General features: G+C 56.8%; 15 protein-coding genes and 2 pseudogenes. 13 read left to right on the top strand and 4 right to left on the bottom strand.

The genetic code is table 11. The annotated features are described in order from the left end of the window. Nucleotides 1–706 precede the first annotated feature (706 nt). From K206_RS0106235 to K206_RS37635, 10 genes are all read left to right on the top strand, one after another. Entirely contained in the window at nt 707–1,000 is a 294-nt protein-coding gene (locus K206_RS0106235) for a hypothetical protein (protein ID WP_020201553.1), read from the top strand. Nucleotides 1,001–1,664: 664 nt separating this feature from the next. Beyond that, nucleotides 1,665–2,807, top strand: a complete 1,143-nt coding sequence (locus K206_RS0106230; protein ID WP_029043295.1) for a polysaccharide biosynthesis/export family protein — start codon at nt 1,665–1,667, stop codon at nt 2,805–2,807. Next, nucleotides 2,804–3,241, top strand: coding sequence for a low molecular weight protein-tyrosine-phosphatase (locus tag K206_RS0106225; RefSeq protein WP_020423694.1), 438 nt, complete (start codon nt 2,804–2,806; stop codon nt 3,239–3,241). The genes K206_RS0106230 and K206_RS0106225 overlap by 4 nt, the downstream gene beginning before the upstream one ends. A 20-nt stretch (nt 3,242–3,261) precedes the next feature. Further along, on the top strand, nt 3,262–5,520 hold the full coding sequence (locus K206_RS0106220; protein ID WP_029043294.1) for a polysaccharide biosynthesis tyrosine autokinase: 2,259 nt from the start codon (nt 3,262–3,264) through the stop codon (nt 5,518–5,520). A 339-nt stretch (nt 5,521–5,859) separates the two neighbouring features. Next, nucleotides 5,860–7,305, top strand: coding sequence for a mannose-1-phosphate guanylyltransferase/mannose-6-phosphate isomerase (locus K206_RS0106215; RefSeq protein WP_029043293.1), 1,446 nt, complete (start codon nt 5,860–5,862; stop codon nt 7,303–7,305). Between the two features lie 115 nt (nt 7,306–7,420). After that, nucleotides 7,421–8,683 (top strand): hypothetical protein, encoded by a 1,263-nt coding sequence (locus K206_RS42675; RefSeq protein ID WP_155887978.1) that lies wholly within the window; start codon nt 7,421–7,423, stop codon nt 8,681–8,683. Next, nucleotides 8,680–9,819 carry a glycosyltransferase gene (locus tag K206_RS37645; RefSeq protein WP_043365641.1) on the top strand — a complete coding sequence of 380 codons (1,140 nt, stop codon included), beginning with the start codon at nt 8,680–8,682 and terminating at the stop codon, nt 9,817–9,819. The genes K206_RS42675 and K206_RS37645 overlap by 4 nt, the downstream gene beginning before the upstream one ends. Nucleotides 9,820–9,918: 99 nt before the next feature. Beyond that, the gene (locus K206_RS41110; RefSeq protein WP_063826808.1) at nt 9,919–11,106 is read left to right on the top strand and encodes a glycosyltransferase family 4 protein; all 1,188 of its coding nucleotides are present in this window, start codon (nt 9,919–9,921) and stop codon (nt 11,104–11,106) included. Nucleotides 11,107–11,167: 61 nt separating this feature from the next. Then, nucleotides 11,168–12,580 carry a murein biosynthesis integral membrane protein MurJ gene (gene murJ / locus K206_RS41430; RefSeq protein WP_196812847.1) on the top strand — a complete coding sequence of 471 codons (1,413 nt, stop codon included), beginning with the start codon at nt 11,168–11,170 and terminating at the stop codon, nt 12,578–12,580. Beyond that, on the top strand, nt 12,577–13,737 hold the full coding sequence (locus tag K206_RS37635; protein WP_043365639.1) for a glycosyltransferase: 1,161 nt from the start codon (nt 12,577–12,579) through the stop codon (nt 13,735–13,737). Before murJ ends, K206_RS37635 begins: the two co-directional genes overlap by 4 nt. A 267-nt stretch (nt 13,738–14,004) precedes the next feature. Here K206_RS37635 and K206_RS41425 read toward each other — a convergent pair. The 4 genes and pseudogenes from K206_RS41425 to K206_RS0106195 all read right to left on the bottom strand — a co-directional run. Beyond that, nucleotides 14,005–15,096, bottom strand: a pseudogene (locus K206_RS41425) (glycosyltransferase family 4 protein); the annotation flags it as partial. An 86-nt stretch (nt 15,097–15,182) separates the two neighbouring features. Next, on the bottom strand, nt 15,183–16,592 hold the full coding sequence (locus tag K206_RS0106205; RefSeq protein WP_020201547.1) for a UDP-glucose/GDP-mannose dehydrogenase family protein: 1,410 nt from the start codon (nt 16,590–16,592) through the stop codon (nt 15,183–15,185). Continuing rightward, a complete protein-coding gene (locus tag K206_RS37630) occupies nt 16,589–17,044 on the bottom strand; it encodes a VanZ family protein (RefSeq protein WP_020201546.1) in 456 nt (151 codons plus the stop codon). The genes K206_RS0106205 and K206_RS37630 overlap by 4 nt, the downstream gene beginning before the upstream one ends. Next, the gene (locus tag K206_RS0106195; RefSeq protein WP_029043292.1) at nt 17,034–18,422 is read right to left on the bottom strand and encodes an undecaprenyl-phosphate glucose phosphotransferase; all 1,389 of its coding nucleotides are present in this window, start codon (nt 18,420–18,422) and stop codon (nt 17,034–17,036) included. Before K206_RS0106195 ends, K206_RS37630 begins: the two co-directional genes overlap by 11 nt. Nucleotides 18,423–18,927: 505 nt before the next feature. Here K206_RS0106195 and K206_RS0106190 point away from each other — a divergent pair. The 3 genes and pseudogenes from K206_RS0106190 to K206_RS37625 form a co-directional block, all read left to right on the top strand. Then, nucleotides 18,928–19,128, top strand: a complete 201-nt coding sequence (locus tag K206_RS0106190; RefSeq protein WP_020201544.1) for a hypothetical protein — start codon at nt 18,928–18,930, stop codon at nt 19,126–19,128. 673 nt (nt 19,129–19,801) lie between these two features. Further along, nucleotides 19,802–20,593 (top strand): XpsR family transcriptional regulator, encoded by a 792-nt coding sequence (locus tag K206_RS0106185; RefSeq protein ID WP_231401565.1) that lies wholly within the window; start codon nt 19,802–19,804, stop codon nt 20,591–20,593. Nucleotides 20,594–20,963: 370 nt separating this feature from the next. Further along, nucleotides 20,964–21,669: pseudogene (locus tag K206_RS37625) on the top strand (hypothetical protein); the annotation flags it as partial.

Below are 21,669 nucleotides of genomic sequence, written 5' to 3'. Positions count from 1 at the left end.
GCCTTGGGGGGCATCGCGCAAACGCGGGCAAGCGGGCTGATGAAGCCGCCGCGCCTGTGGCGCGGACATCGCGCTTCTTTCCCCACCAAAGCGTGGCTCCCACCGAAGCAGGGTAAGCGTGGAACCATGCGTCCATCAATAATCCAACCCGGCAAGTGTGACCCCTTGCTAATTCCCGATAGGGTGTAGGCACTCCCCGCGCCTACACCCTCTTTTTTTGCTTTGCGATACCAGATCGGAAGCCCGGGAAATCGGCGCGAGACATGGGGTGCCGGGCATGAGGCTACAATGTTGCGCTGCGTGTCGTCTTCATTCGCTCGAATGAGACAACGGGACATTACCGTCGAGTCCGGGCCAAGGTACTGTGGAACCGTCGCTGTAGATGCAATTACAGCGATCGGGTTTAGCAGCCCGGACACAGGTGGACGGTCGCCTTTGGCGACCGTTTGCGTCCGTCTTGCCTTTGCACGCCCTTATGGGCGGGCCTTGGCGGGGAGAGTCTTCGGGCTCGCCGATCCTGTGTCGGTCTGCTAACCCTGTCTTGCGCCCGCCCACCCGACTAGCAGCGGGGACGCGGGATTGATGTTCCGCTCACAGGAGGCAATCATCATGCCGAAGATCTTGTTCGCCCGTCCCGGGCAATTCCCGCTTTCCAACCATGCTCTCATCGCCATGCGCTCGTGTGTCTGGCAAGGGAGGGTACGTCATGTCTAAGCACGCTCGCTATGGCGTTACCGCGGAACACACCGGCGCCGACATGTTCGTCACCGCTCATACCCCATGCGAAGACCCGTTGAGCCTCGCTGGTGAGAGGGCCGCACAACTCCACGCGCTACTGACCGTCACCCGCGACAACGCAGCCGCCGGCATCGCGAGCGACCCGGCGCCAGCCATCCAGGACCATCTGCTTTCCCTGGCCGCCGGCCTCGCCCACGAGACACTCGTCCTGAGCGAACTCGCCGCACGGCATGACACCGGAGACCAGCACACCTCCGACTAACAGCCGACTAACAGCCGGCGCCTGTTGTCTCCCCTCTCCCGCTTGCGGGAGAGGGGCCGGGGGAGAGGGGCAGCGTCCCAACGAAGTCAGCCATCAGCCATTCGCCCACACCTCCTGCCGCAAGTCCCCTTCTTCATCGCATCGTCGCTTGATCTATCCCTCCCTGAGGAGGGTACCCGCATTGCAAGAACAATAATCCGAAACGCAATGAAATTCCGCCACAATAAAATCAGAAAAAATTCAGGAAGAACAAAAAGAAATTCACGTCGCCAAATCGGGTTAAATGCGTCTGCTGACGACGCAATGACCCATCCTCACTAGGGTTCGAATTCTTTCGCAATACCCCTTTCAGGGGCATCCCCTCCTTTGTTGGGTCCACCCTTCAGTAGGGATAGAAAACACGCTAAAAACGCCCGTATTGCCTTGAAGATTGACCCCCAGCGGCCATACACTTCGCCGGTCCTTCTTCGGTGGTGCACCGCAAGACGGACAGCGGGGAGACGTCGCGAAACCACCGCCGCAAGGCCCATATCCGCCAGCAGCGCAAACGAGGCGGAAAGACACCAAGAGTGTCATGACGGACCAGCGGATTTGCCGCAGCAAGGCCCACCTGGAGACGGCAGGGCAGTGCGGACATTTCGGGTATCAAGGAAATCATCAAGTCGTGTTCAAGCTTTCAAGCAAGCTGCCTCTGGGCAGAACGGTAATGTGGCTGGGCATGGTCCCGTTACTGGCATCCTGCGCACTCGCGCCTGGGATGCGCTTCGATCCGCAGCGCCCGCTCGATCCTGAAGATCCGGAATCGGTGCCCAAGGTCACGCTGATCACGCCGGCGCTGGTGCGGGCGTTGGCGGCGGCTGCGAAGCCGGTCAATGCGGGAGTGGATGAGCTATATGGAGAGCCACAGCCCTATACGGTTGGTGTCGGTGACATCCTTTCCATTGTAGTCTGGGACCATCCGGAGCTGGTGTTTCCGACCCAGACCTATACCATCGGCACTGCCTACGATATTCCGTATTACAACGGTGGTGCCGCTAATGTGCCAGGCTTTGTTGTGAGCCCAGCGGGCTCCATCCAGTTTCCTTATGCGGGCGTTGTCCAAGTCGTTGGTAGGACACCGGACGAAATCCGCGGCCAACTCAGCAAGTCGCTGATGCCATACGTCAATATGCCTCAGGTTACCGTGCGCGTTCTTGGCTTCCGCAGCAAACGCGTCTACCTGGACGGCGAGGTCAAGACCCCCGGGCCGCAAAATATCGACGATGTGCCCATGACCCTGGTGGAGGCACTGAACCGGGCTGGCGGCATCAACGTGCTGACGGGCGACAACAGCCGCATCCGCGTCTCGCGCAACGGCAAGAGCTACTACGTCAACTTGCCCGCGCTGCTCCAGAAAGGGACTGACCCCTCCCGTATTCTGCTGCGCAATGGCGACATCGTTCGCGTGGAACAGCGCGAAGACAGCAAGGTCTTCGTGGCCGGTGAAGTCGTTCGCCCCATGAGCATCCTGCCGCGCAACGGCCGCCTCACGCTCAATGAGGCCATAGGCGAAGCCGGTGGCCTCAACCCTGTCTCAGCGGATGCCAAGGAGCTCTATGTCATTCGCAAGAGCGCGGATGGCGACGCCGAGATATTCCACCTTGACGGCAAATCTCCCGTCTCGCTGGCCCTGGCTGAATCCTTCGAGCTCAAACCGAAGGATGTCGTCTACGTAGACGCCGCCGGCGTGGTCCGCTGGAGCCGCGTGATCAATCAGTTGCTGCCAAGCGGCAACTTTGTTACTGGCGCCGCGAACGTCGCGAAATGATCAATACCGTACTCGTGGTGTGCATTGGGAATATCTGCAGGAGCCCCATGGCGGAAGGGCTCCTGAGGCAGGCATTGCCCGGTATCCATATCGTCTCCGCCGGCCTTTGCGCGCTGACTGGCCAGCCCGCGGACCCGTACGCCATCGAGCTGATGCAGGAACTGAACATCGACATTTCAGCTCACCGCGCCCAACAACTCAGTCGCCCCATTACCACCGCGGCGGATCTGATTCTGGTAATGGACAACGCGCAGCGGCAAGACATCCAGCGTCTGCATCCGGCCACCACGGGGCGGGTGTTTCGCATGGGCGAACTCGCCAAATTCGACGTACCCGATCCGTACCGCGATGCTCGTCCCGCCTTCGAGAACGCGCTGCAACTGATTCAGCGCGGCGTGGAAGCCTGGGTACCCCGCATCCAGGCGCTCCGATAACAGAATTGGTAGTAGAGCTTATGAACCAGAACCCTCCTCCTGTCGTTATGGCCGGGCCGCCGAAAGACGAGATCGATCTCGTTCACTACCTGGACGTGCTGCTGGCAAGCCGTTGGTTGATTCTTTCCATCGCCGCCGTGGTGTTGGCGCTGGGTGTGGCCTATGCGTTCCTGGCGCGGCCGGTGTACCAGGCGGATATTCTGGTGCAGGTGGAGGATAGTCCCACCAGTGCCAATAGTCTGCTGGGCGATGTGTCGACCCTGTTCGACGTCAAGACGCAAGCGACCGCGGAAATCGAGATCCTCCGCTCGCGGATGGTCGTGGCCAAGGCCGTCGATAATCTGCGGCTCTACATTCTGGCGAAGCCAAACTACTTTCCCTTCTTCGGCGCGTGGATTGCCAGCCGCGCCAAGGGACTTTCCGAGCCTGGCCTGTTCGGGTTCGGCGGGTTCGCATGGGCCAAGGAGTCGATCAGCGTCGAGCAGTTCGACGTACCCGAATCCCTGGAGGGCGAGAAATTCAAGCTCACGGCGCTTGGGGACGGGCGGTACCGGCTGGAGCAAAGCAGTCTCGATGCCCCGCTTGAAGGCCGGGTGGGACAACCCTTGTCCGCGTCGCAGAGCGTGGGCGACATTGCGCTGCTGGTGACGAATCTCAAGGCTAAGCCCGGCATTGAGTTCAAGCTCGTGCGAGACTCCCATCTGCGGACGGTCGAGAAACTCCAGGACGACCTCAAGATCGCGGAGAAGGGCAAGCAGAGCGGCATCATTGGTGCCTCGCTCGACGGTATCGACGCCAAGCTCACTGCGGGCATCCTGAACCAGATCGGCGAGGAATACGTCGCCCAGAACATCAAGCGCAAGGCTGCCGAGGCAGAGAAATCCCTCGCGTTCCTGGGCGATCTTCTGCCGCAGCTCAAGTCCGAGCTGGAACGTGCGGAAGTGAAGTACAACGAGATGCGCAACAAGCGCAATACGTTCAATCTCAGCGAGGAAGGCAAGGCGTTCCTGCAGGAAAGCGTTGCCGCGGAGACGACACTGCTCGATCTGAGGCAGAAGCGTACCGAGTTGCTGACGCGCTTTACGTCATCGCATCCCGGGGTGCAGGCATTGGATCAGCAGATCGCGACCCTGACCGCCAAGATGGGGGCGATGGCGGCACGCATGAAGACCTTTCCCGATGTGGAGCAGGACACCCTGCGGCTCATGCGCGATGTGCAGGTGAACAATGACCTGTACGTCGGCCTGCTGAACAACATGCAGCAACTCAGACTCGTCAAGGCGGGCAAGGTCGGCAACGTTCGCCTGCTGGACAACGCACCGGTTCCCGAGCAACCCATCAAGCCAAAGAAGGCCCTGACTATCGCTCTGGCCGCCATCCTCGGTCTCTTGGCTGGCGTCGTGACGGCATTCGTGCGCAACGCTCTGTATGGTGGCATCACGGATTCGCAGGACATTGAGCAACACACCGGGCTGAGTGTTTACGCAACCGTGCCGCTGTCGGCGGCCCAGACCTTGCTCACGGAAGAGATTCGCCAGCGTAAACGCGGCAAATTTGTACTGGCGGACAGGAATCCCAATGAGCCGTCCATCGAAAGCCTGCGTAGCCTGCGCACCGCCCTGCAATTCGCCATGCTTGATGCGGACAACAATCGCGTACTGCTAACGGGCCCGACGCCGGGTGTTGGCAAATCCTTCATTTCGGCCAACCTCGCCGTCGTGATGGCGACAGGCGGAAAGCGTGTTCTGCTGATCGACGCGGATATGCGCAAAGGCCACTTGAACCAGTACTTCGGCAAGGATCGCAATAACGGCCTATCCGATGTCCTGATCGGAAACGTGAGTCTCAGCGAGGCGGTGCATTGTGACGTGTTCGAGAACCTGGACTTCCTGAGCACAGGCAGCCTGCCGCCGAATCCGGCCGAACTGTTACTCAATGAACGCATGGAGATGCTGCTTCAGGACATTGGCGAGCGGTATGACCTCGTGCTGATCGACACGCCTCCAGTGCTGGCCGTCTCGGATACGGCGGTGCTGGCCGCACGCTGCGGCACCGTGTTCCTAGTGACCCGGTTCGAGAAGACGACCATTGGCGAGGTGGCTGAATCCGCCAAACAACTGCGACAAGCCAATGCCGACGTCAGTGGCGTGGTCTTCAACGGCCTGGACCCGAACGCATATCGGTATGGCTATGGATCGAAATACGGGCGCTACCGGTATGCCTACTACGGTTACGCACCGGATGTGACACCGCCGCAGATCACGGCCGGAGGCAAATGAAGTACGCCGGGCGCGTCATCTGAACAAGCAGGGATAGGGTCAACGCCGGACGATCGTACCGGCGGCTAAGCCGGCACTGACCGGCCATATACCAGCCAGCTCGACGAAGCCGGCGAATTTCGCGTGACGGGGTAGTAAGCACAGAGTCGTGGACGCGTCTGGCTACCGCCTTTCCACCGGTCACTCCGTGAGCGCCGCGATTGTGGCAACGCAATCGGGCATTCAGGGGATTTCTCCAATTGCAGGGGTAAGCCGCCGCCGTCTGGCGGCGTGCCCTGTCTCGTCGTGCTGACGGGAAATGGGCTGACTGAAGGTTGAATTGGCACAAGGAGAAGTCAGATGGAAGAGCCTGCTGTGATCATTCCCGTTGTCTTGTGCGGTGGTTCGGGAACCCGCCTCTGGCCGTTGTCGCGCGAGGGCTATCCAAAGCAATTTCTCAACCTGCTGGGCAACCGTTCGTTGCTGCAGGACACATTGCTGCGCATCAGGGAGATTCACGGGGTCGGGACACCGCTGCTCGTCACCAGCCACGCACATCGCTTCATGGTGGCCGAGCAGGCCAGGGAGATCGGGAGCAGCGACGCCGCTTTCATCCTCGAGCCGCATGCGCGGAACACGGCGCCGGCCGCGGCCGCGGCGGCGCTGTATGCACTCGCGGCTGGCCAGGACCCGCTGATGCTGGTGCTGCCGTCGGACCATCTGATCCGGGATGCATCCGCATTCGCGGACATCGTGAAGCAAGGCATGGCGGCCGCGCAAACCGGAGCACTGGTCACCTTCGGCATCGCACCGACGGCTCCGGCCACCGGATATGGATACATCAAGGCGGGTGCGAGCTGCACGCAATGGAGCTTCGACGTTGCCTGTTTCGAAGAGAAGCCGTCGCAGGTCCGCGCCAGCGAGTTTCTGGCCGAGGGTGGTTACTTCTGGAACAGCGGCATTTTCCTGTTCCGGGCCTCCGCATTCCTGGCTGAACTGGAGTCCTTCTCGCCGGAGATCCTTCGCGCGGTGCAGGAATCCGTCAACCTCGGGCAGAAGGACCTCGATTTCTTCCGCCTCGATGAAGCGGCATTCGCGCGTTGCCCGAGCAACTCCATCGACTATGCCGTCATGGAGCACACCAGCCGTGCGCAGATGGTGCCGTTTGCCACCGAGTGGAGTGACGTGGGTGCATGGGATGCGGTCTGGGAACTTGGTGCCAAGCAGGAAGGCGGCAATGTCACCGTGGGCGACGTGCTGACGCATAACGCCAAGGATTGTCTGGTCCACGCATCTCATCGCCTGGTTGCCGTGGCCGGTGTGGAAGACGTGATGGTGATCGAGACGCCGGATGCCGTGCTGGTGGTGCACAAGGACCAGTGCCAGGATGTGAAGGTCCTGGTGGATATGGTGCGCAAGCAGGGCCGCAGCGAAGCCGCCGATCACCGCAAGGTCTATCGCCCGTGGGGCAGCTATGACGCCGTTGACGAAGGGCAGCGCTACCAGGTCAAGCGCATTACGGTGAAGCCTGGCGCAAAGCTCTCCATGCAGATGCACTACCACCGTGCCGAACACTGGATCGTGGTCAAGGGCACGGCCCGCGTGACATGCGGCAACGACACGTTCCTGCTCAGCGAAAACCAGTCCAGCTACATTCCGCTGGGCACTGTCCACCGGCTGGAAAACCCCGGCAGTGTTCCCCTTGAACTGATCGAAGTGCAAAGCGGTAGCTATCTTGGTGAGGATGACATAGTGCGGCTCGATGATTCATACGGGCGTGTATCGTCGAACGTCGTGACGCAGTAGATTTATCTGTGGTTCTCGTGAAAGGGGGATCGCCTCGCTATGTGAGCTAGAGGCGAGATTAGATGGCGGGAATTGTATTAATAAATAATTTACAGAAATGGTTCTAATCTCGATCTTGGTGGTATTTATTTCCGCCCTTGTTTGCATGGGGACGTGGGGATACCATCTAGCAAAATATGGAAAAATAGCAGGCTTGACTCTTCATACGATATTTTTCGTATTTTTTATGAGTGTGCCGGCAATAGTTCAACTGAATTATCATTATTTTCCGTGGCTTGGTGAGCGTTACCCAGATCTCACATCTGTTTTGGCCGCCTCATTCATAATATTTATCTATGGAATATTCTTCTCTGCTGGGTATTCATTTAGGCGAGGGAGGTATAGATATATATTGGAGAGAAGTTGGGGGATTAATAACGTATTTCTTGTGATTATGGTGTTAATTTCTTTTATCCCGGTATTGGTTATGATTAAGACTGTCGGAATTCAAAATTTCTTTGATGGTAGAGGCGCGGTTGGAGATGTAATTTACGATTCGGATGCTGACCTAGCGATGCTGTATGCGGCGTCAAAATTTGGAATATTTTCGGCATTGCTTGTAGAGTTGATCGTTAATTTTTTTATAAAACCAGTTGGTTGGAAAGCATTGCTACATAAGAGTCTATTGGGGGCTTTGGTTATAATTAATATAGTGGTCAATGGTCCGCAATCAAGCCCCAGGTTTCATTTCTTGGGGATGACAATTGCTATATTGATGACTGTTGGATGGTTGAGGAGTAGAGTGAGTAATGTAATATTATTCATATTGTCGCCACTATTCCTGTATTTCGTATTCCCTTGGTCTAAGACGATCGGTAGCGGGTCATATGAGCTGGGCGGTGATGCTTTCGATTATATAAAAAGCCATGTCGATTTTGATTCGTTTTTGATGATTGCAAATGGCTATAGTTACGTTAGTGATAGTGGTGTCTCCCTAGGGTTGAATTTCTTGGGCGGGATGGCATTTTTTGTTCCTAGATTTATCTGGCTAGACAAGCCACTGCATTTGGGTGCATTGAGTGCTGACTATGTTGGATATCAATATAATAATTTGAGTGCGCCATTACCGATTGAGATATTTTATTCTGGGAGTTGGTTGTTTCTCGCCGTAGGTGCGTTTTTTTTTGGACGCCTGCTTAGTTTCGCGGATCGAATCTATGCTGGCGGGGTGGCTTGGTCTGGTGTTACTTGGTATGGCGTATCGATAATATTGATATCATTTCTATTCATTTTATTGAGAGGGGCATTCGGTGCTGTTGCTCCGGTTATATCGTTGGCCCTGTTTGTGTTCTCAATAATGAGCTTCTTCGGGTTCAAAGAAGTAGGGGCGGGTAAATGAATAAATTGATATCAATAGTTTATAGGCATCAGCTTTTCAAGGTGTCTGAGCCATTTATTGTTCAGCAAGCAAGTAGCACGGAAAAATTCGTTCCCGTTTATTTGGGTGTTAGGCGTTATGGGCTAGCTCCATATGGTGCGATATCGTTGACTCTCGAAGACAATGACGCAAAGAAGAATAAGATCAGCCGAATTTGGAATTTAATTACTCGTGATCCTGGGGAATTTATCAAGAAAATGAGCGGTATTAAGCCGAACATAATTCATGCTCATTTTGGTGTGGAGGGAGTGTATGCTCTGCCGATAGCCGAGAAATTGGGTGTTCCTCTTGTTACGACATTCCATGGATTCGATGCCACAACAAACTTATGTTCTCTTTTAAAATCTAAGTCTCCATCTTTGATTAATTACGCCATATTTAGGAGGAGATTGATGAGGCGAGGAGCGATGTTTCTATGTGTGTCGGAATATATAAAGAATAAGGTTTTGGATATCGGATTTCCATCCGAAAAAGTTCATGTGCATTATATAGGAATAGATGTCGGTGCGATAATTCCTCGCGAAGCAGGAGATGAGAAATTCGTTATACTTCATGTTGCTCGGCTAGTTGAGAAGAAAGGAACTGAATATTTATTGAGGGCATTTTCTAAAATCTCGGATATGTTTCCGGATTTAATTTTGGTCATTATAGGGGATGGACCTCTTAGATCTTCACTAGAGAATCTGGCTTGCTCATTGGGAGTAGTAAGAAAAGTCATTTTTAAAGGTGCTCAGTCCCATGAGGTAGTTCTTTCCGAAATGCGAAGTGCTGCGCTGTTCGTGCTCCCTAGTGTTACTGCTAGGTCTGGGGATGCAGAAGGACTAGGTATGGTTTTGCTGGAGGCTGCAGCACTCGGAGTGCCGCTCATCGGAACAAGACATGGAGGAATTCCGGAGGTTGTGATTGACGGTGAGACTGGATATTTAGTGCCGGAACGAGATGTGGCGGCATTGGCCGAGGGCATACGAAGAATGCTGAGTAGCCCTGCGGTACGGGCCCAGATGGGGCGAGCTGCAAGGGCAATGGTGGAGTCTAAGTTCGATATTCGAAGGCAGGCTGCTAAGCTCGAAATTCTCTATGAGACTCTGTTGCTATGACTTTATCTGTCTGCCGTTAAGGCTGAGTTAGATATGCCAGTGCGATGCGCAACGTTATAGCTACATGAGGTGGATGTGAGAGCGAAGAAGAGATTTGTCATGTTCACACGGGCGCTGCCAATGCATAGTATCGGCGGTATGCAGGAAGTTGCCTGGGATGTCGCACGTATGTTTGCAGCACGCGGGCACGACGTCACTGTGATTACAGCAAAAATATCTGGCTATCCTTCTTTTTTTGAGGACAGCGGGGTGACCGTTATTACAGTGGACGGCGCCGATTGGCGTAGATACGGAGCACGCTGGTGGGATGGGTCAAGGGCCATCTTCGAACGTGAATTTGCTAACAATTGTGACGGTATCCTGAGTATTAGCGCCGGAGCCTATGGTTTGCTAAGGAATCGTAGTGTCCTGAGGGGGACTCCACTGATACTGCAAGCGCACGGAAGCTCGGTAGCGGAGTTCCTTTCTCGATGGCGAACAGGGCGGCCATTATCAATGTTGAAGTCAGTGGTGAATCTTGTATGGATTCCAAAAGACATGATGGCCTATCGTCACTTCGATGCAATTGTGACTGTCGGGGATGCCGTTACTAAGAGCTTTCACCGCTTGCCAATTAATCTCTCCGTTCGACGATCGCAAGTATGTACGATCAAAAATGGTATCGATACATTGCTATTTCGCCCCAATCTAGAAGCACGAATTCAATGCCGACGGAAATTGGGTTGGAGCGATAATATGCGTGTGGTAGTCTCAGTGGGGCGCTTGCACCGGCAGAAAGGCGGTGAGCTCTCCCTTGCTGCATTTGCACGTATGGTTGCGGAGGATTATGAAGGGAATACTCGCTACCTAATTGTTGGTGATGGACCAGAAAGGGAAAGTTTAGAGCAGCTTGCCGAGGAGCTCGGCGTGCGTAATCTAGTGCATTTTACGGGGAACGTTGCACGGCGTGAGCTGGCTCCGTATCTACAGGCTAGCGATGCCATGCTGTTTACGACGACTCATCGGGAGGGAATGCCGCTTAATGTTCTGGAAGCACAGGCGGTTGGCATACCGATCGTGATGTCGGCACATCTCAAGGCGACATTTCAGCCGAGTGAGAGATTATTGTTTGCACCGCCGAGGGATGCGGCAGCCGTTGCCGATGCACTCAGGACAGCCTTGCAGATGAGTAATGATGGTGGGGTTTCTTTACCCGATAGCCAAAGCCTCGCATATTGTGTGGATAAATACTTGGCATTATTCGGGGAATTAAGAGGAGTTGCATCTGTGGAAGCCAAAAATGCTTAGGGGTGCACTAAAACTCTTCTCTGGATCACTGCTAGGTAAGCTCGCAGGAGCTGGGCGGGAGATGCTGCTTGCTGCGCTGTTTGGCACATCAGCTGCGACTGCCGCTCTGCGAGTGGCGCAAGTGGCTACCCTTGTTCCTGTAAATTTTTTTACAGCGGACAGCCTCTCGGCTGGATTTCTTCCTCTCTATGGTCGATACACAGCGCGCAATGATGGCTATGCGCAAAGCCTATTCCTATTAGTGTCGATTGCAATGTCTGCAGTATCAGTGATGGTGGCGCTTTTCTTGTTTGCGGGAGCACCGCTTTGGATCAGCTTGATCGCACCAGGGTTTGATGAGGGAACCAAAGCTTATGCGGTACTGTTTGTCAGAGTGATGAGCGCAGGGGTACCGTTCTATGTGGTTGGGGGACTATTTTCCTACTTAGAGATGGCGAACGGCGAGTACAGACTGGCGTCCGTGCGAGCCACGGTGCAGAGCGTGGGAATGATTCTGGGCACCGTCTTGGCATTCGTTCGGAAGGAGGTTGTTTGGCTGGCTTGGGGTTTCACACTTGCATACCTTTTCTATGCAATTTGGGGAGCGGCGCGAGTCTGTCGACGAGATTGGATTTCACGCCCACTGAGCCTGACACGAGTGAGAGCAAAAGATATCGGCCATGAGTTTTGGCGGGTCATGAAGCCTCTTCTGTTGCTCCCACTCTTGCTACAGGGGAATATTGTTGCTGAGCGTGCCGTCGCCTCGCTGCTTGGAACGGATACCGTAGCCGCGTTGGACTACGCACGTTTTATTACAGACACAGGTGTCCTCCTGTTGGCGGTGCCAGTTGGGCTAGCGGGCTTAGCCACGATTGGACGTATGAGTGACGAGCAATTGAACTTCACGTTGAATAAGATAATACCATTATTGCTCTTGGCGACCGTGCCGCTATCGATAGCCTTGGCAGTTAATTCAAAATTATTGATTTCCCTCGTTTATGAGAGAGGTGCATTCGATAGCGGATCTACCAAATTAACCGGAGTGATCCTCGTTGGTTGCGCAGCGGGATTTTGGGCTCAGGTTATCAGTTATGTGCTGATTAAGGTTATGAATGCACGGTTCAGAAACCGAGAGGTTTTTATTTTTATGGCAGCAGGGTTGCTTGCAAATACCGTAATTAATGTAGGTCTCTACCAATTAATTGGTCCCGTTGTATTGGGGCTCGGAAACTGTGCTTACGGTATCGTCATCCTGGCTTGTTGTTGTTGGCGCATGAAATTGGCAGATCTATTTATTCGACGTGCAGCGTGTTTTAGCGTGGCTGCGGTGGTGTATGTTTTGCTAGGGCGTTCCGTGCCAACTGTTGGGTGGCAAGGTCTAATTGCGGCAGTCGTTCTATTTTTTGCCTATTGGATTGGGGTAATTGTATTTATACCGATTTTAAGGCGTGATCTGTCGCTATTTATTCGGCACATAAGAGGAGCGGCAGCATGAATATGAAAGATATCGTTCTGATTTCTACTGCAGACTGGGATAATCCTTTTTGGACAAATAAGCAGCACGTTGCAGTGGAGTTAGGGAAGCGCGGAAATAGAGTTCTTTATATAGATTCTCTTGGGCTAAGAAGGCCATCCGTAAGCGGCCAAGATTTTCGGCGGATCCTAATTCGGCTGGGTAGGAGTTTAAAAGGAGTTCGTCAAGTTCGCGAAAATATATGGGTGTGGTCGCCAATAGTTATTCCATTCCAAGGGAGTAGTTTGGTGCGGCTGATCAATCGATTGCTACTTCGCGTGGGATTGATGGCATGCATGACGCATCTGAGTATGAAGAGGGATATTCTTTGGGCCTATAATCCCATGACTTGCCGATTATTTCAGGCGAGAAGTTTCAAAAAATTAATCTACCACTGCGTAGATGAAATTAAGGCACAGCCTGGTATGCCATCGAAAGAGATCGAGATGGCGGAGCGAGAGTTGACGGAAATGGCGGATATATGCTTTGTAACTGCTGAGCATCTTCTCGAAACGCGGAAGATGTGGAATAGGAACTGTCATTATTTTTCCAATGTTGCGGATTTTAATCATTTCTCACAGGCTCTGGAAGACAGTACTGAGATTCCGATCGATCTAGTATCGATCCCATCACCGAGAGTGGGATTTATTGGAGCTATTAGTGGCTATAAGCTCGATCTTGAGATGATATGCGAGATGGCGAGAACCCATCCAGAGTGGTCGATTGTTTTGATAGGGAAGGTCGGGGAAGGTGATCCGTGGACGGACTCCTCTGCTCTGGTGGAGTGCCAAAATATTCACCTTTTGGGCGCACGGAATTACCAGCTCTTGCCTGCATATTTGAAGGGTTTGGATGTGGCGATTTTACCGAGTCGCCGCAATGAGTATACGCAGGGTATGTTTCCTATGAAGTTCTTCGAATACCTTGCGGCGGGGAAACCGGTGGTGTCCACCAGACTTCATGCGCTTGCGGCCTATGCTGGTGTTGCATCGCTAGCCGATAATTCAAGAGCGTTCATCATGGAGGTGGAGCGAGCGTTATCCGGTGATGTGGTGGCGCTGGAAGAGCGCTTGGCGGCAGCGAGAGAACATACGTATGAGATCCGTACCGAAAAGATGATGGCGCTTATCGAAGAGTAGTATTGGAAATTACTTTTTGCGATAGACTTTGATTTTTTAATAAAATGATAGAGGGAGATTGATGGTTGTGCCAAATTTCTGTAGAGAGGTAAGGTAGCTCAGGGGAAAGACTAAGACCTGGAACTCAGAGAGTTGCAGGTCTTGTTGTATATTCAATTCTGACGGTGCGTTGTACTTTTAAGCTGCTTTTGTGAGAGAATCAAAAGTAGTGGATCCAGTTTCATGGGGGGGGTAATTATTGTCGGTAAATTTATCCCAACGAGTGGCTACATAATTTTTGAACGTTGATCTGAATATTTCTGAGGAAAATAGTTCGGATCTAATTCGGCAATTTCTTGATTTATACTTCGATTTGTTTTCCTCGAAGCTTCGGACTGCGGCGCAGATTGCTTCCGGTGTTTGACTATCAAATAGAATACCTGTAGGGAAATGGCCGTTTCCGGAGACAGTTTCCAGAACGCCTCCCTTGCCAAAGGCAATGACAGGAGTTCCGCTGGCTAGGGCTTCCACAGGCGCAATCCCGAAATCTTCTTCTGCTGCAAATACGAAGGCGTTTGCAGATTGCATGGCGGATTTAAGTTCTGAGAATGGCTGATATCCCAATATTTCTATATTTGGTGCGGATCTTGAAATAACTTTATTTAAATCAGGTCCTGTGCCGATAACTTTGAGTTTCAGGTCCGGCATTGTTGAGAAGGCCTCTACTATTAGATCGACTCTCTTGTAGGGAACTAGGCGAGATGCAACTAGGTAAAAATTCTCTTTCTTATCGCTGACAGAAAATGATTCAACGTTTACGGGAGGGTAGATAACGTCTGCCTCTCTTCCGTATACTTTCTTTATTCGCCTTGCGATAAAATTCGAGTTGGCGACAAAATAATCGACGCCATTTGCGGTTCTGTAATCCCAAATCCGGAGTCGATGAAGTATATATTTGGCAAGCCATCCTTTTATTCCACTGTCAAGTCCGGCTTCGCGAAGATATTGATGTTGTAGGTCCCATGCGTATCTCATCGGTGAGTGAACGTAGCTGATATGCAGTTGATCCGGGCCGGTAATCACCCCCTTTGCTACCGCATGCGAGCTTGTGATGACGATATCGTAGGGAGATAAATCAAATTGCTCGATCGCAAGAGGCATCAGTGGTAAATAGCTGCGATATTTACTTTTTGAGAATGGAAGTTTTTGTACAAAACTTGTCGCTATTGACCTTCCTTGGAGGAATCCACGGTCGTTGGGTGGAATATGATCGACGATGCTAAAAACATCGGCTTGAGGGAAGCAAATTAACATTTGCTCAATAACCCGTTCCGCTCCGCCGTATACGACAAACCAATCATGGACGATCGCGATTTTCATGATATTTTGAAGTTAAAATTATTGAATTTTATTGTGGATTGCGACGGTGCTGGAGTAAAGGAGCGGTATAAGCGTCGAGATCGAATCTATGCCGAAGTCAGCATTTTCTTTATCAATGCTTCTCGCTGATAATTATCGCCCCTACCGATTGCGTGGTATATGAAGCCGAGTTGCCTCAATTCCTCTGGCTCGTAAAGATTCCGACCATCAAAGATTACCGGCTCACGTAGGGCTGCGGCGACGGCGATAAAATCTGGCGAGCGGAAGGACTTCCATTCGGTTACCACAATGAGCGCGTCCGCATCTTGTAAGGCTGTGGCCTGATCCGGTACAAAATGCAGTCGTGTCTTGGCGGCGGGTTCGTCGGCCAAGTCGCTGGAGACAGCCTTCCTGGCCTCCTCCATCGCCACCGGATCGAATGCCCGCACGCTGGCCCCGCGCGCCAGCAGTTCCTTGATCACCACCCGGCTCGGCGCGGCCCGCATGTCGTCGGTATTCGGCTTGAACGCCAGCCCCCACAGCGCGAACGTCAGCCCGCTCAGGTCTTCGCCGTAGTGCGCGACGATCTTGCGCACCAGCACACGCTTCTGCTCGTGGTTGACCGCTTCCACCGCGGCCAGGATGCGCGGCGTCTGGCCGTATTCCGCCGCGGTGCGCTCCAGCGCCTGTACGTCTTTCGGAAAGCAGGAGCCGCCGTAGCCAGTGCCGGCATACAGAAAGCTGTAGCCGATCCGCGGGTCGGAGCCGATGCCCTGGCGCACCAGTTCGATGTCCGCGCCCACCGCGTCGGCGAGGTTGGCCAGCTCGTTCATGAACGAGATGCGCGTGGCGAGCATGGCGTTGGCGGCGTACTTGGTGAACTCGGCCGACGCGATGTCCATGTTGAGGATGCGGTCGTGGTTGCGCGTGAACGGCGCGTACAGGGTGCGCATGGCTTCGCGGGCGCGCTGTCCGGCAGTGCCGGGCTCGGTGCCGATGACGATGCGGTCGGGCCGCATGAAGTCTTCGATGGCGGCGCCTTCCTTGAGGAACTCGGGGTTGGACACCACGGCGAACTCCAGCGCCGGCAGGCAGCGTTCGTCCAGCTGGGCCTGGATGGCCTGACGGACCCTGGCGCCGGTGCCCACGGGCACGGTGGATTTGTCCACCACGATCTTGGGCGAGGTCATGTAGCGGCCGATGTTGCGGGCGGCGGATACCACGTAGCGCAGGTCGGCCGAGCCGTCCTCGTCCGGGGGCGTGCCGACGGCGATGAACTGGACGTCGCCGAACTGCACGCTGGCCTCGATGTCGCTGGTGAAGCGCAGCCGGCCGGCGGCATGATTGCGCTCGATCAGCTCCTTCAGGCCAGGCTCGTAGATGGGGACTTCGCCGGCGTTGAGCATGCCGATCTTGGTGGCGTCCAGGTCCAGGCATAGTACGTCGTTGCCAAGCTCGGCCAGGCAGGTGCCGGTGACCAGGCCTACATAGCCACTACCGATGATGGTGATTTTCATGAGCGCGTGTCGAAGGGAGGTAGAGATCGATTTGAATCGCCTGCGTCTTTGCGCACCCTGGCCTTCGCCAGCGAGGTGGCCAGCGAAAGCACGGCGATGGCGAGTACGGCAGCCGTCAGGTCCGTGAGCAGATCTGCCAGGTCGGACGAGCGGTACGGAAAGAACGATTGGATGACTTCATCGAGGCCGCCCAGCACGGCAATGCCCGCCAGCGTGATGACGGCCTTGTGCCGGGAGAAAGCCAGATGGATGGCGGCGCCCAGGCAGGCATAGGCGCTCAGGTGCATGACCTTGTCGCCGAATTCCTGGTTGAGCGCCTGTGCCTTGCCGGGGAGGTTGCCCACCACCAGCATGGTCAGGTAGAACACGGCGGCGGCCGCGAGCCAGAGCCTGCCCGTGGGCGAGAACAGCGTCGCGGCGTTGCTGCCCGGGCGCGACGGTTCAATACGCATTCTGCCCAGTCCACCCCTTGAACGCCGTCCAGAAGATGATCCGCAGGTCCATCCAGAACGACCAGTTGCGGATGTAGAAGATGTCGTGCTCGACCCGCTTGGCCATCTTGTCCAGCGTGTCGGTCTCGCCGCGATAGCCGTTGATCTGCGCCCATCCGGTGATGCCGGGCTTCACGCGGTGCCGCAGCATGTAGAAGTCGAGCTGTTCCTTGTAGATGTTGTTGTGGGCCATCGCATGCGGCCGCGGTCCCACCACGCTCATCTCGCCGCGCAGCACGTTGATGAACTGCGGCAGCTCGTCCAGGCTGGTGCGGCGCAGGAACGCGCCGATGGGCGTGATGCGGTTGTCGCCCTTGGTGGCCTGGGTGACGGTGCCGTGCTCGGCGTGCATCTTCATGCTGCGGAACTTGTAGACGTGGATCACGCGGCCGTCCATGCCGAGGCGTTCCTGCTTGAAGAAGACGGGGCCGGGCGAGCCGCGCTTGATCAGGATGCCGATCACGGCGAACAGCGGCGAGAGGGCGAGCAGGACGAGGGCGGCGAAGGTGCGGTCGAACACGGCCTTGACGGCGCCGCGCACGCCGAGCGAGGGCGGGCGGTTCATTTCCACCGCGGGCATGCCGAGGAAGTTGCCGACGTTGTGGTTGAGCAGGTCGAAGTCCAGCACGCTGGGCATCCACTTGATGTCGATGAAGTCGTTGCGCAGGGAGAAGGCGATCTCCTGCATGCGGCGGGATTCGGAGAGGGGCAGCGTGAGCCAGATCTCGTCGATGCCGTGCGCGCGCGAGAACTCGGCGATCTCCGCACTGTCCTTGATGCGCGGGCGGCCTTCGGGCGTGGTTTCGCCCTCGGGCGCGTAGATGCCGCTGACCTTGTAGCCGGTGCGGTGGCTGGCGGTGGCGCGCTGATACATCTCCTGGCCGGTGCGGCCGTAGCCGACGATCAGCACGCGCTTGTGGTTGATGCCGGCACCGCGCACCATGCTGAGCATGGAGCGGGTGGCGAGGTGCAGGAGGAACAGGCCGGCCAGCGAGAGCGCGTACCAGTAGATCATCCACAGGCGCGACAGGGCATCGATCTGATGCATGAAGTAGCACAGCAGCAGGCTGATGAGCCAGACCAGGGTCCACGCGGCAACCAGGCGCGTGGCCAGCGCGGCGAAGCTGCGTCCGCGCCATGAGGCGTAGAGGTCGAAGCCGGGCAGCACGATGAACGCGACCGCGCAGCCGAAGTACTGGATGAACTGGTGAATCGGTGCCGCCGCCCCGGGATCGGCCGGGAAGCGAAGTTCGGCGGCGACGTAGCCGGCGATCCAGATGGCACCGACATCGAACAGGCGCACCATCAGTGCCAACTGATCGTGATGCCTGGCAAACATGTCGCGATAGACTCCCATGATTCCCCCCGAAGTGTTCGCGTAGCAGGCGCCCGCATGCGCCGTGCTTTTCCCCCCGCTGGAAATTGACCTTGTGTGGCAGCCGGTCGTGCCGGTGCCATGCACAGTGCCGCGGCGTGGCCGCGGCGAGACAGAGGCAAAGTCGTGCTGGACTGCTTCCGCGGCAGTCACTCCATGGCGGGTGTGGCGCGGTGGCTGACCTGAGCCACCTGCGGCGTCCTTTGCAGACTGCCCATTGGAGTTGCAACGCTTCGTGCCTGGCCGGCGGCGCTGGCCGCGGCGGCATGCTTCTGTCTCTGCATTGGTGCGGATAATGCGGTGCAGCGAAACCTACCGGTACCCTGCATGAGAAGGGAACGCGTGGGGATCGGCGGCGCGTGTGCGCGCCGGCCGCGTTTTTTTGAGACGCACGGTCGAGCGCCGCGGCGGGAGCGGGCTACGCCGCGCATGCCGGCATTGCGCGCAGGCGCCCCGGCGATGGTGGCCCGTGGCGGCTGCCACGGCATTCATCAGCACGATGATCTGGCACGCATTCACCCGCTTCACCCGCAAGCGGCTCGACGCTTATCTTGCGTCTTTGCGGCGCGTGGTGCCGCATGGCATCGATGGAGATGCGCGCGAGGCTGCGCTGCGGCGGCAGTCGGTGAAGAGCATGTCGCCGGCCAGGTGGCGGTCGATGGCGTCGTGAAAGGGAACCGTCAGGTTTGTCGTGCGTCACCTCCAGGTCCATGACGTGGCCGACGCGTCGCGCCAGCGCAGTATCTTGCCCGCGGCGTTGCCGGAGGGGCTCGCGCGCGGGCGTGACTGTAGCGAAATTCGCCTGCGCGCGCTGGTGTCGGCGGCCTCATCCTTTTAGGCGATTGCCTTTCCCCGCATGCGCATGCACGCAAGGTCCGCGCTGGTTGTTACCCTGCTCAAGAAGGGATAAATGAGTACAACGAATCCCTCCAAAGGGGGGCGCGCATCGAAAGATTCTCGCGCAAAATCTCGGTCCGCCTAGTTAGTGTTTCGCGCAAACGCGATCAGGTTTCCTTGGGGCGGCATCCGGCGGCACGCGGGTCGTATGGTATTGGCGCCGGAGAGGTTTTCCATGGGGAAAGACTGGTCCAGATTGGTTGCAGGAAGGTCAAATCCGTCGGGGCAGGCATTGCGTCGGGCTGGCTGCTCCCCCGGTACGAAGCGGGATGGGAGGTGCCGGATCGCCGGCGCGGCTCTGCTTCCCGGTCAGCGGATTGTCTCCAGGTTCTATTAGAGATTTGCCGATGCATTCGGGGCGTCTCCTTGCCCTTCACGTCGTACAGGTGAGTATTGCCTCTGCGTGTGGGCATCTTCAACTCCACCAAGCGGTAGAGGCAATGGAAATAGAACAGAAGACGGTATTTTCGCGAGAGCAGCTGGATGCGTATTTCGCATCCTACGTGGGTATGGAAGGCGGGAATCCTGCGGCGGCTGTGTGGTTTTGCGACAGCACGCCTCATCCGTGGGTCGAGTCGCTGGTGGCGCCGCTGGTGCCGCGCGAGCATCCCGTGTCATGGGATGACGCATACCGTGGCAAGCACCGCCAGAGCATGGAGCGCTGGCAGTCGCACCAGAAGATCGCCCGGATCATGGCGGCGGCGCGTGCGCGCACCTTCGGCAGCTCGCTGAGCGAATGCGACTGGAAGCACTACTTCGACCACTATCTCTACGCGCCGCGCGGCGCGGAATTCAAGCTCAGCCTGTTCCCGCTGCCGGCTCACCTGATCGGGCAGACGCCGTGGTCCAAGGCGTTCCGCGGCCAGCCGGCGCTGGTGCCCAAGCAGCGCTATCTCGACCTGTGCCGCGGCGGCAGGCGCTTTGCGTTCATCGACGACATCCGCCGGCGCTGGCGGCCGAAGGTGGTGGTGTGCCTGGGCGAGCGCCATCTCGACGATTTCGTGCACGCGTTCTCGCTGGACGACGCGCACGCATCCGACTACATCCTGCAGCCCGCCGATCTCGCCAAGACGCTGCGAGTGCTCAGGCGCGACGGCACCACGTGGATCGTCTGCCCGGCGCTGGCCGGCGCATCGGGGCTGACTTCCGACGTGTTGCTCGAAGCGATGGGCCGATACCTGGCGGGCTGGCTCGCGCCGGCCGATTTTCCCGCGCTGCGCGCTGTGCAGACGGTGTAGATGCAGCTGTAGCAATGCTGTGGCCGTTGTAGTTCTTGCATGCGGCCATTATAAAAAAGACAACCTGCAAGGGGGCATCCGCGCGGCCGCAAAACGCCGAGCGAGAGCGGTTGGCGGCGTGCCGCTGCGGGCTTTCCCCCGCCAAGTAGGGGTGACACGGAAGTAGGGATTGTTTATCTAGTGTGCTGGCAGGACGCGGCAGTGCACTGCATCAAAGCGTTGTTGCCAGGTCCGCTTGCAGGGGGCAGCAAGGCCGCGCGATGCGCGGCAGGACCCGGTGGCGCAGGGCGCAGGTGACAGTGTGCGGCGATGACCAGGCGCATTGACCCACAGACCACGTATCGACGTAACGATCTCAGGAGCGAGAAGAGTGCAAACCAATATCAGGAATATCTTTACCCTCGGCATCATGGCGGCCGCGGCAGCGACGCTGGTTGCTTGCGGGGGCGGCTCGGATTCGCCGTCGACACCGTCGACACCGTCGGTCACTGTCAGCGGCAAGGCAGTCGACTTCTACGTGTCGGGCGCCACCGTGACCTTCCTCGACTGCAGCAACCAGACCGCGATCACCAACGCGACGGGCGACTTCACCTTCCCCGCGGGCTGCACCTCGAGCGCGCTGAAGGGATCCGGCGGCACCGACATCGGCACCGGCCAGCCGTTCACCGGCGTGCTGCAGTCGCCGGCCTTGCCCTACAAGGCAGGCGTGACGCCGATGCTCACGCCGTTGACCACGCTGCTGGCGCAACTCGGCGCCGGGCAGGCCGAGGCGCTGGCCACCAAGCTGGGCCTTGCCGGCAAGGACCTGACCTCGCTCGACCCGATGCAGGACGCGGCCGTGCTCAAGGCGGCCGTGGTGGTGCAGCAACTGGTGGAACAGGTCACCAAGACGCTGACCGGCGTGGCCAAGGGCGGCACGCTGAGCGCGGCCGATGCCGCGGCGGCGGCGGCCAAGGCGGTGGCCAGCGCGGTCGGCGCGGCGTCGGGCCCGGTTGACCTGACCAGCAGCGCGCTGGTGACGTCGGTGGTGAGCTCGGCCGTGCAGAACGCCAAGGCGGGCCTGCCGGCAAGCCTGC

The sequence above is a fragment of the Cupriavidus sp. WS genome (assembly GCF_000395345.1).
Lineage (GTDB): Bacteria > Pseudomonadota > Gammaproteobacteria > Burkholderiales > Burkholderiaceae > Cupriavidus > Cupriavidus basilensis_B.
This window is presented reverse-complemented; position numbering and strand designations above follow the sequence as displayed.

What these genes read in the sequence shown, in the direction of transcription:
- K206_RS0106235 (WP_020201553.1), top strand. Translation starts at nt 707, where the DNA reads ATGTCTAAGCACGCTCGCTATGGCGTTACCGCGGAACACACCGGCGCC.
- K206_RS0106225 (WP_020423694.1), top strand. Translation starts at nt 2,804, where the DNA reads ATGATCAATACCGTACTCGTGGTGTGCATTGGGAATATCTGCAGGAGC.
- K206_RS0106220 (WP_029043294.1), top strand. Translation starts at nt 3,262, where the DNA reads ATGAACCAGAACCCTCCTCCTGTCGTTATGGCCGGGCCGCCGAAAGAC.
- K206_RS0106215 (WP_029043293.1), top strand. Translation starts at nt 5,860, where the DNA reads ATGGAAGAGCCTGCTGTGATCATTCCCGTTGTCTTGTGCGGTGGTTCG.
- K206_RS37645 (WP_043365641.1), top strand. Translation starts at nt 8,680, where the DNA reads ATGAATAAATTGATATCAATAGTTTATAGGCATCAGCTTTTCAAGGTG.
- K206_RS41110 (WP_063826808.1), top strand. Translation starts at nt 9,919, where the DNA reads ATGTTCACACGGGCGCTGCCAATGCATAGTATCGGCGGTATGCAGGAA.
- murJ (WP_196812847.1), top strand. Translation starts at nt 11,168, where the DNA reads ATGCTGCTTGCTGCGCTGTTTGGCACATCAGCTGCGACTGCCGCTCTG.
- K206_RS37635 (WP_043365639.1), top strand. Translation starts at nt 12,577, where the DNA reads ATGAATATGAAAGATATCGTTCTGATTTCTACTGCAGACTGGGATAAT.
- K206_RS0106205 (WP_020201547.1), bottom strand. Translation starts at nt 16,592, where the DNA reads ATGAAAATCACCATCATCGGTAGTGGCTATGTAGGCCTGGTCACCGGC.
- K206_RS37630 (WP_020201546.1), bottom strand. Translation starts at nt 17,044, where the DNA reads ATGCGTATTGAACCGTCGCGCCCGGGCAGCAACGCCGCGACGCTGTTC.
- K206_RS0106195 (WP_029043292.1), bottom strand. Translation starts at nt 18,422, where the DNA reads ATGTTTGCCAGGCATCACGATCAGTTGGCACTGATGGTGCGCCTGTTC.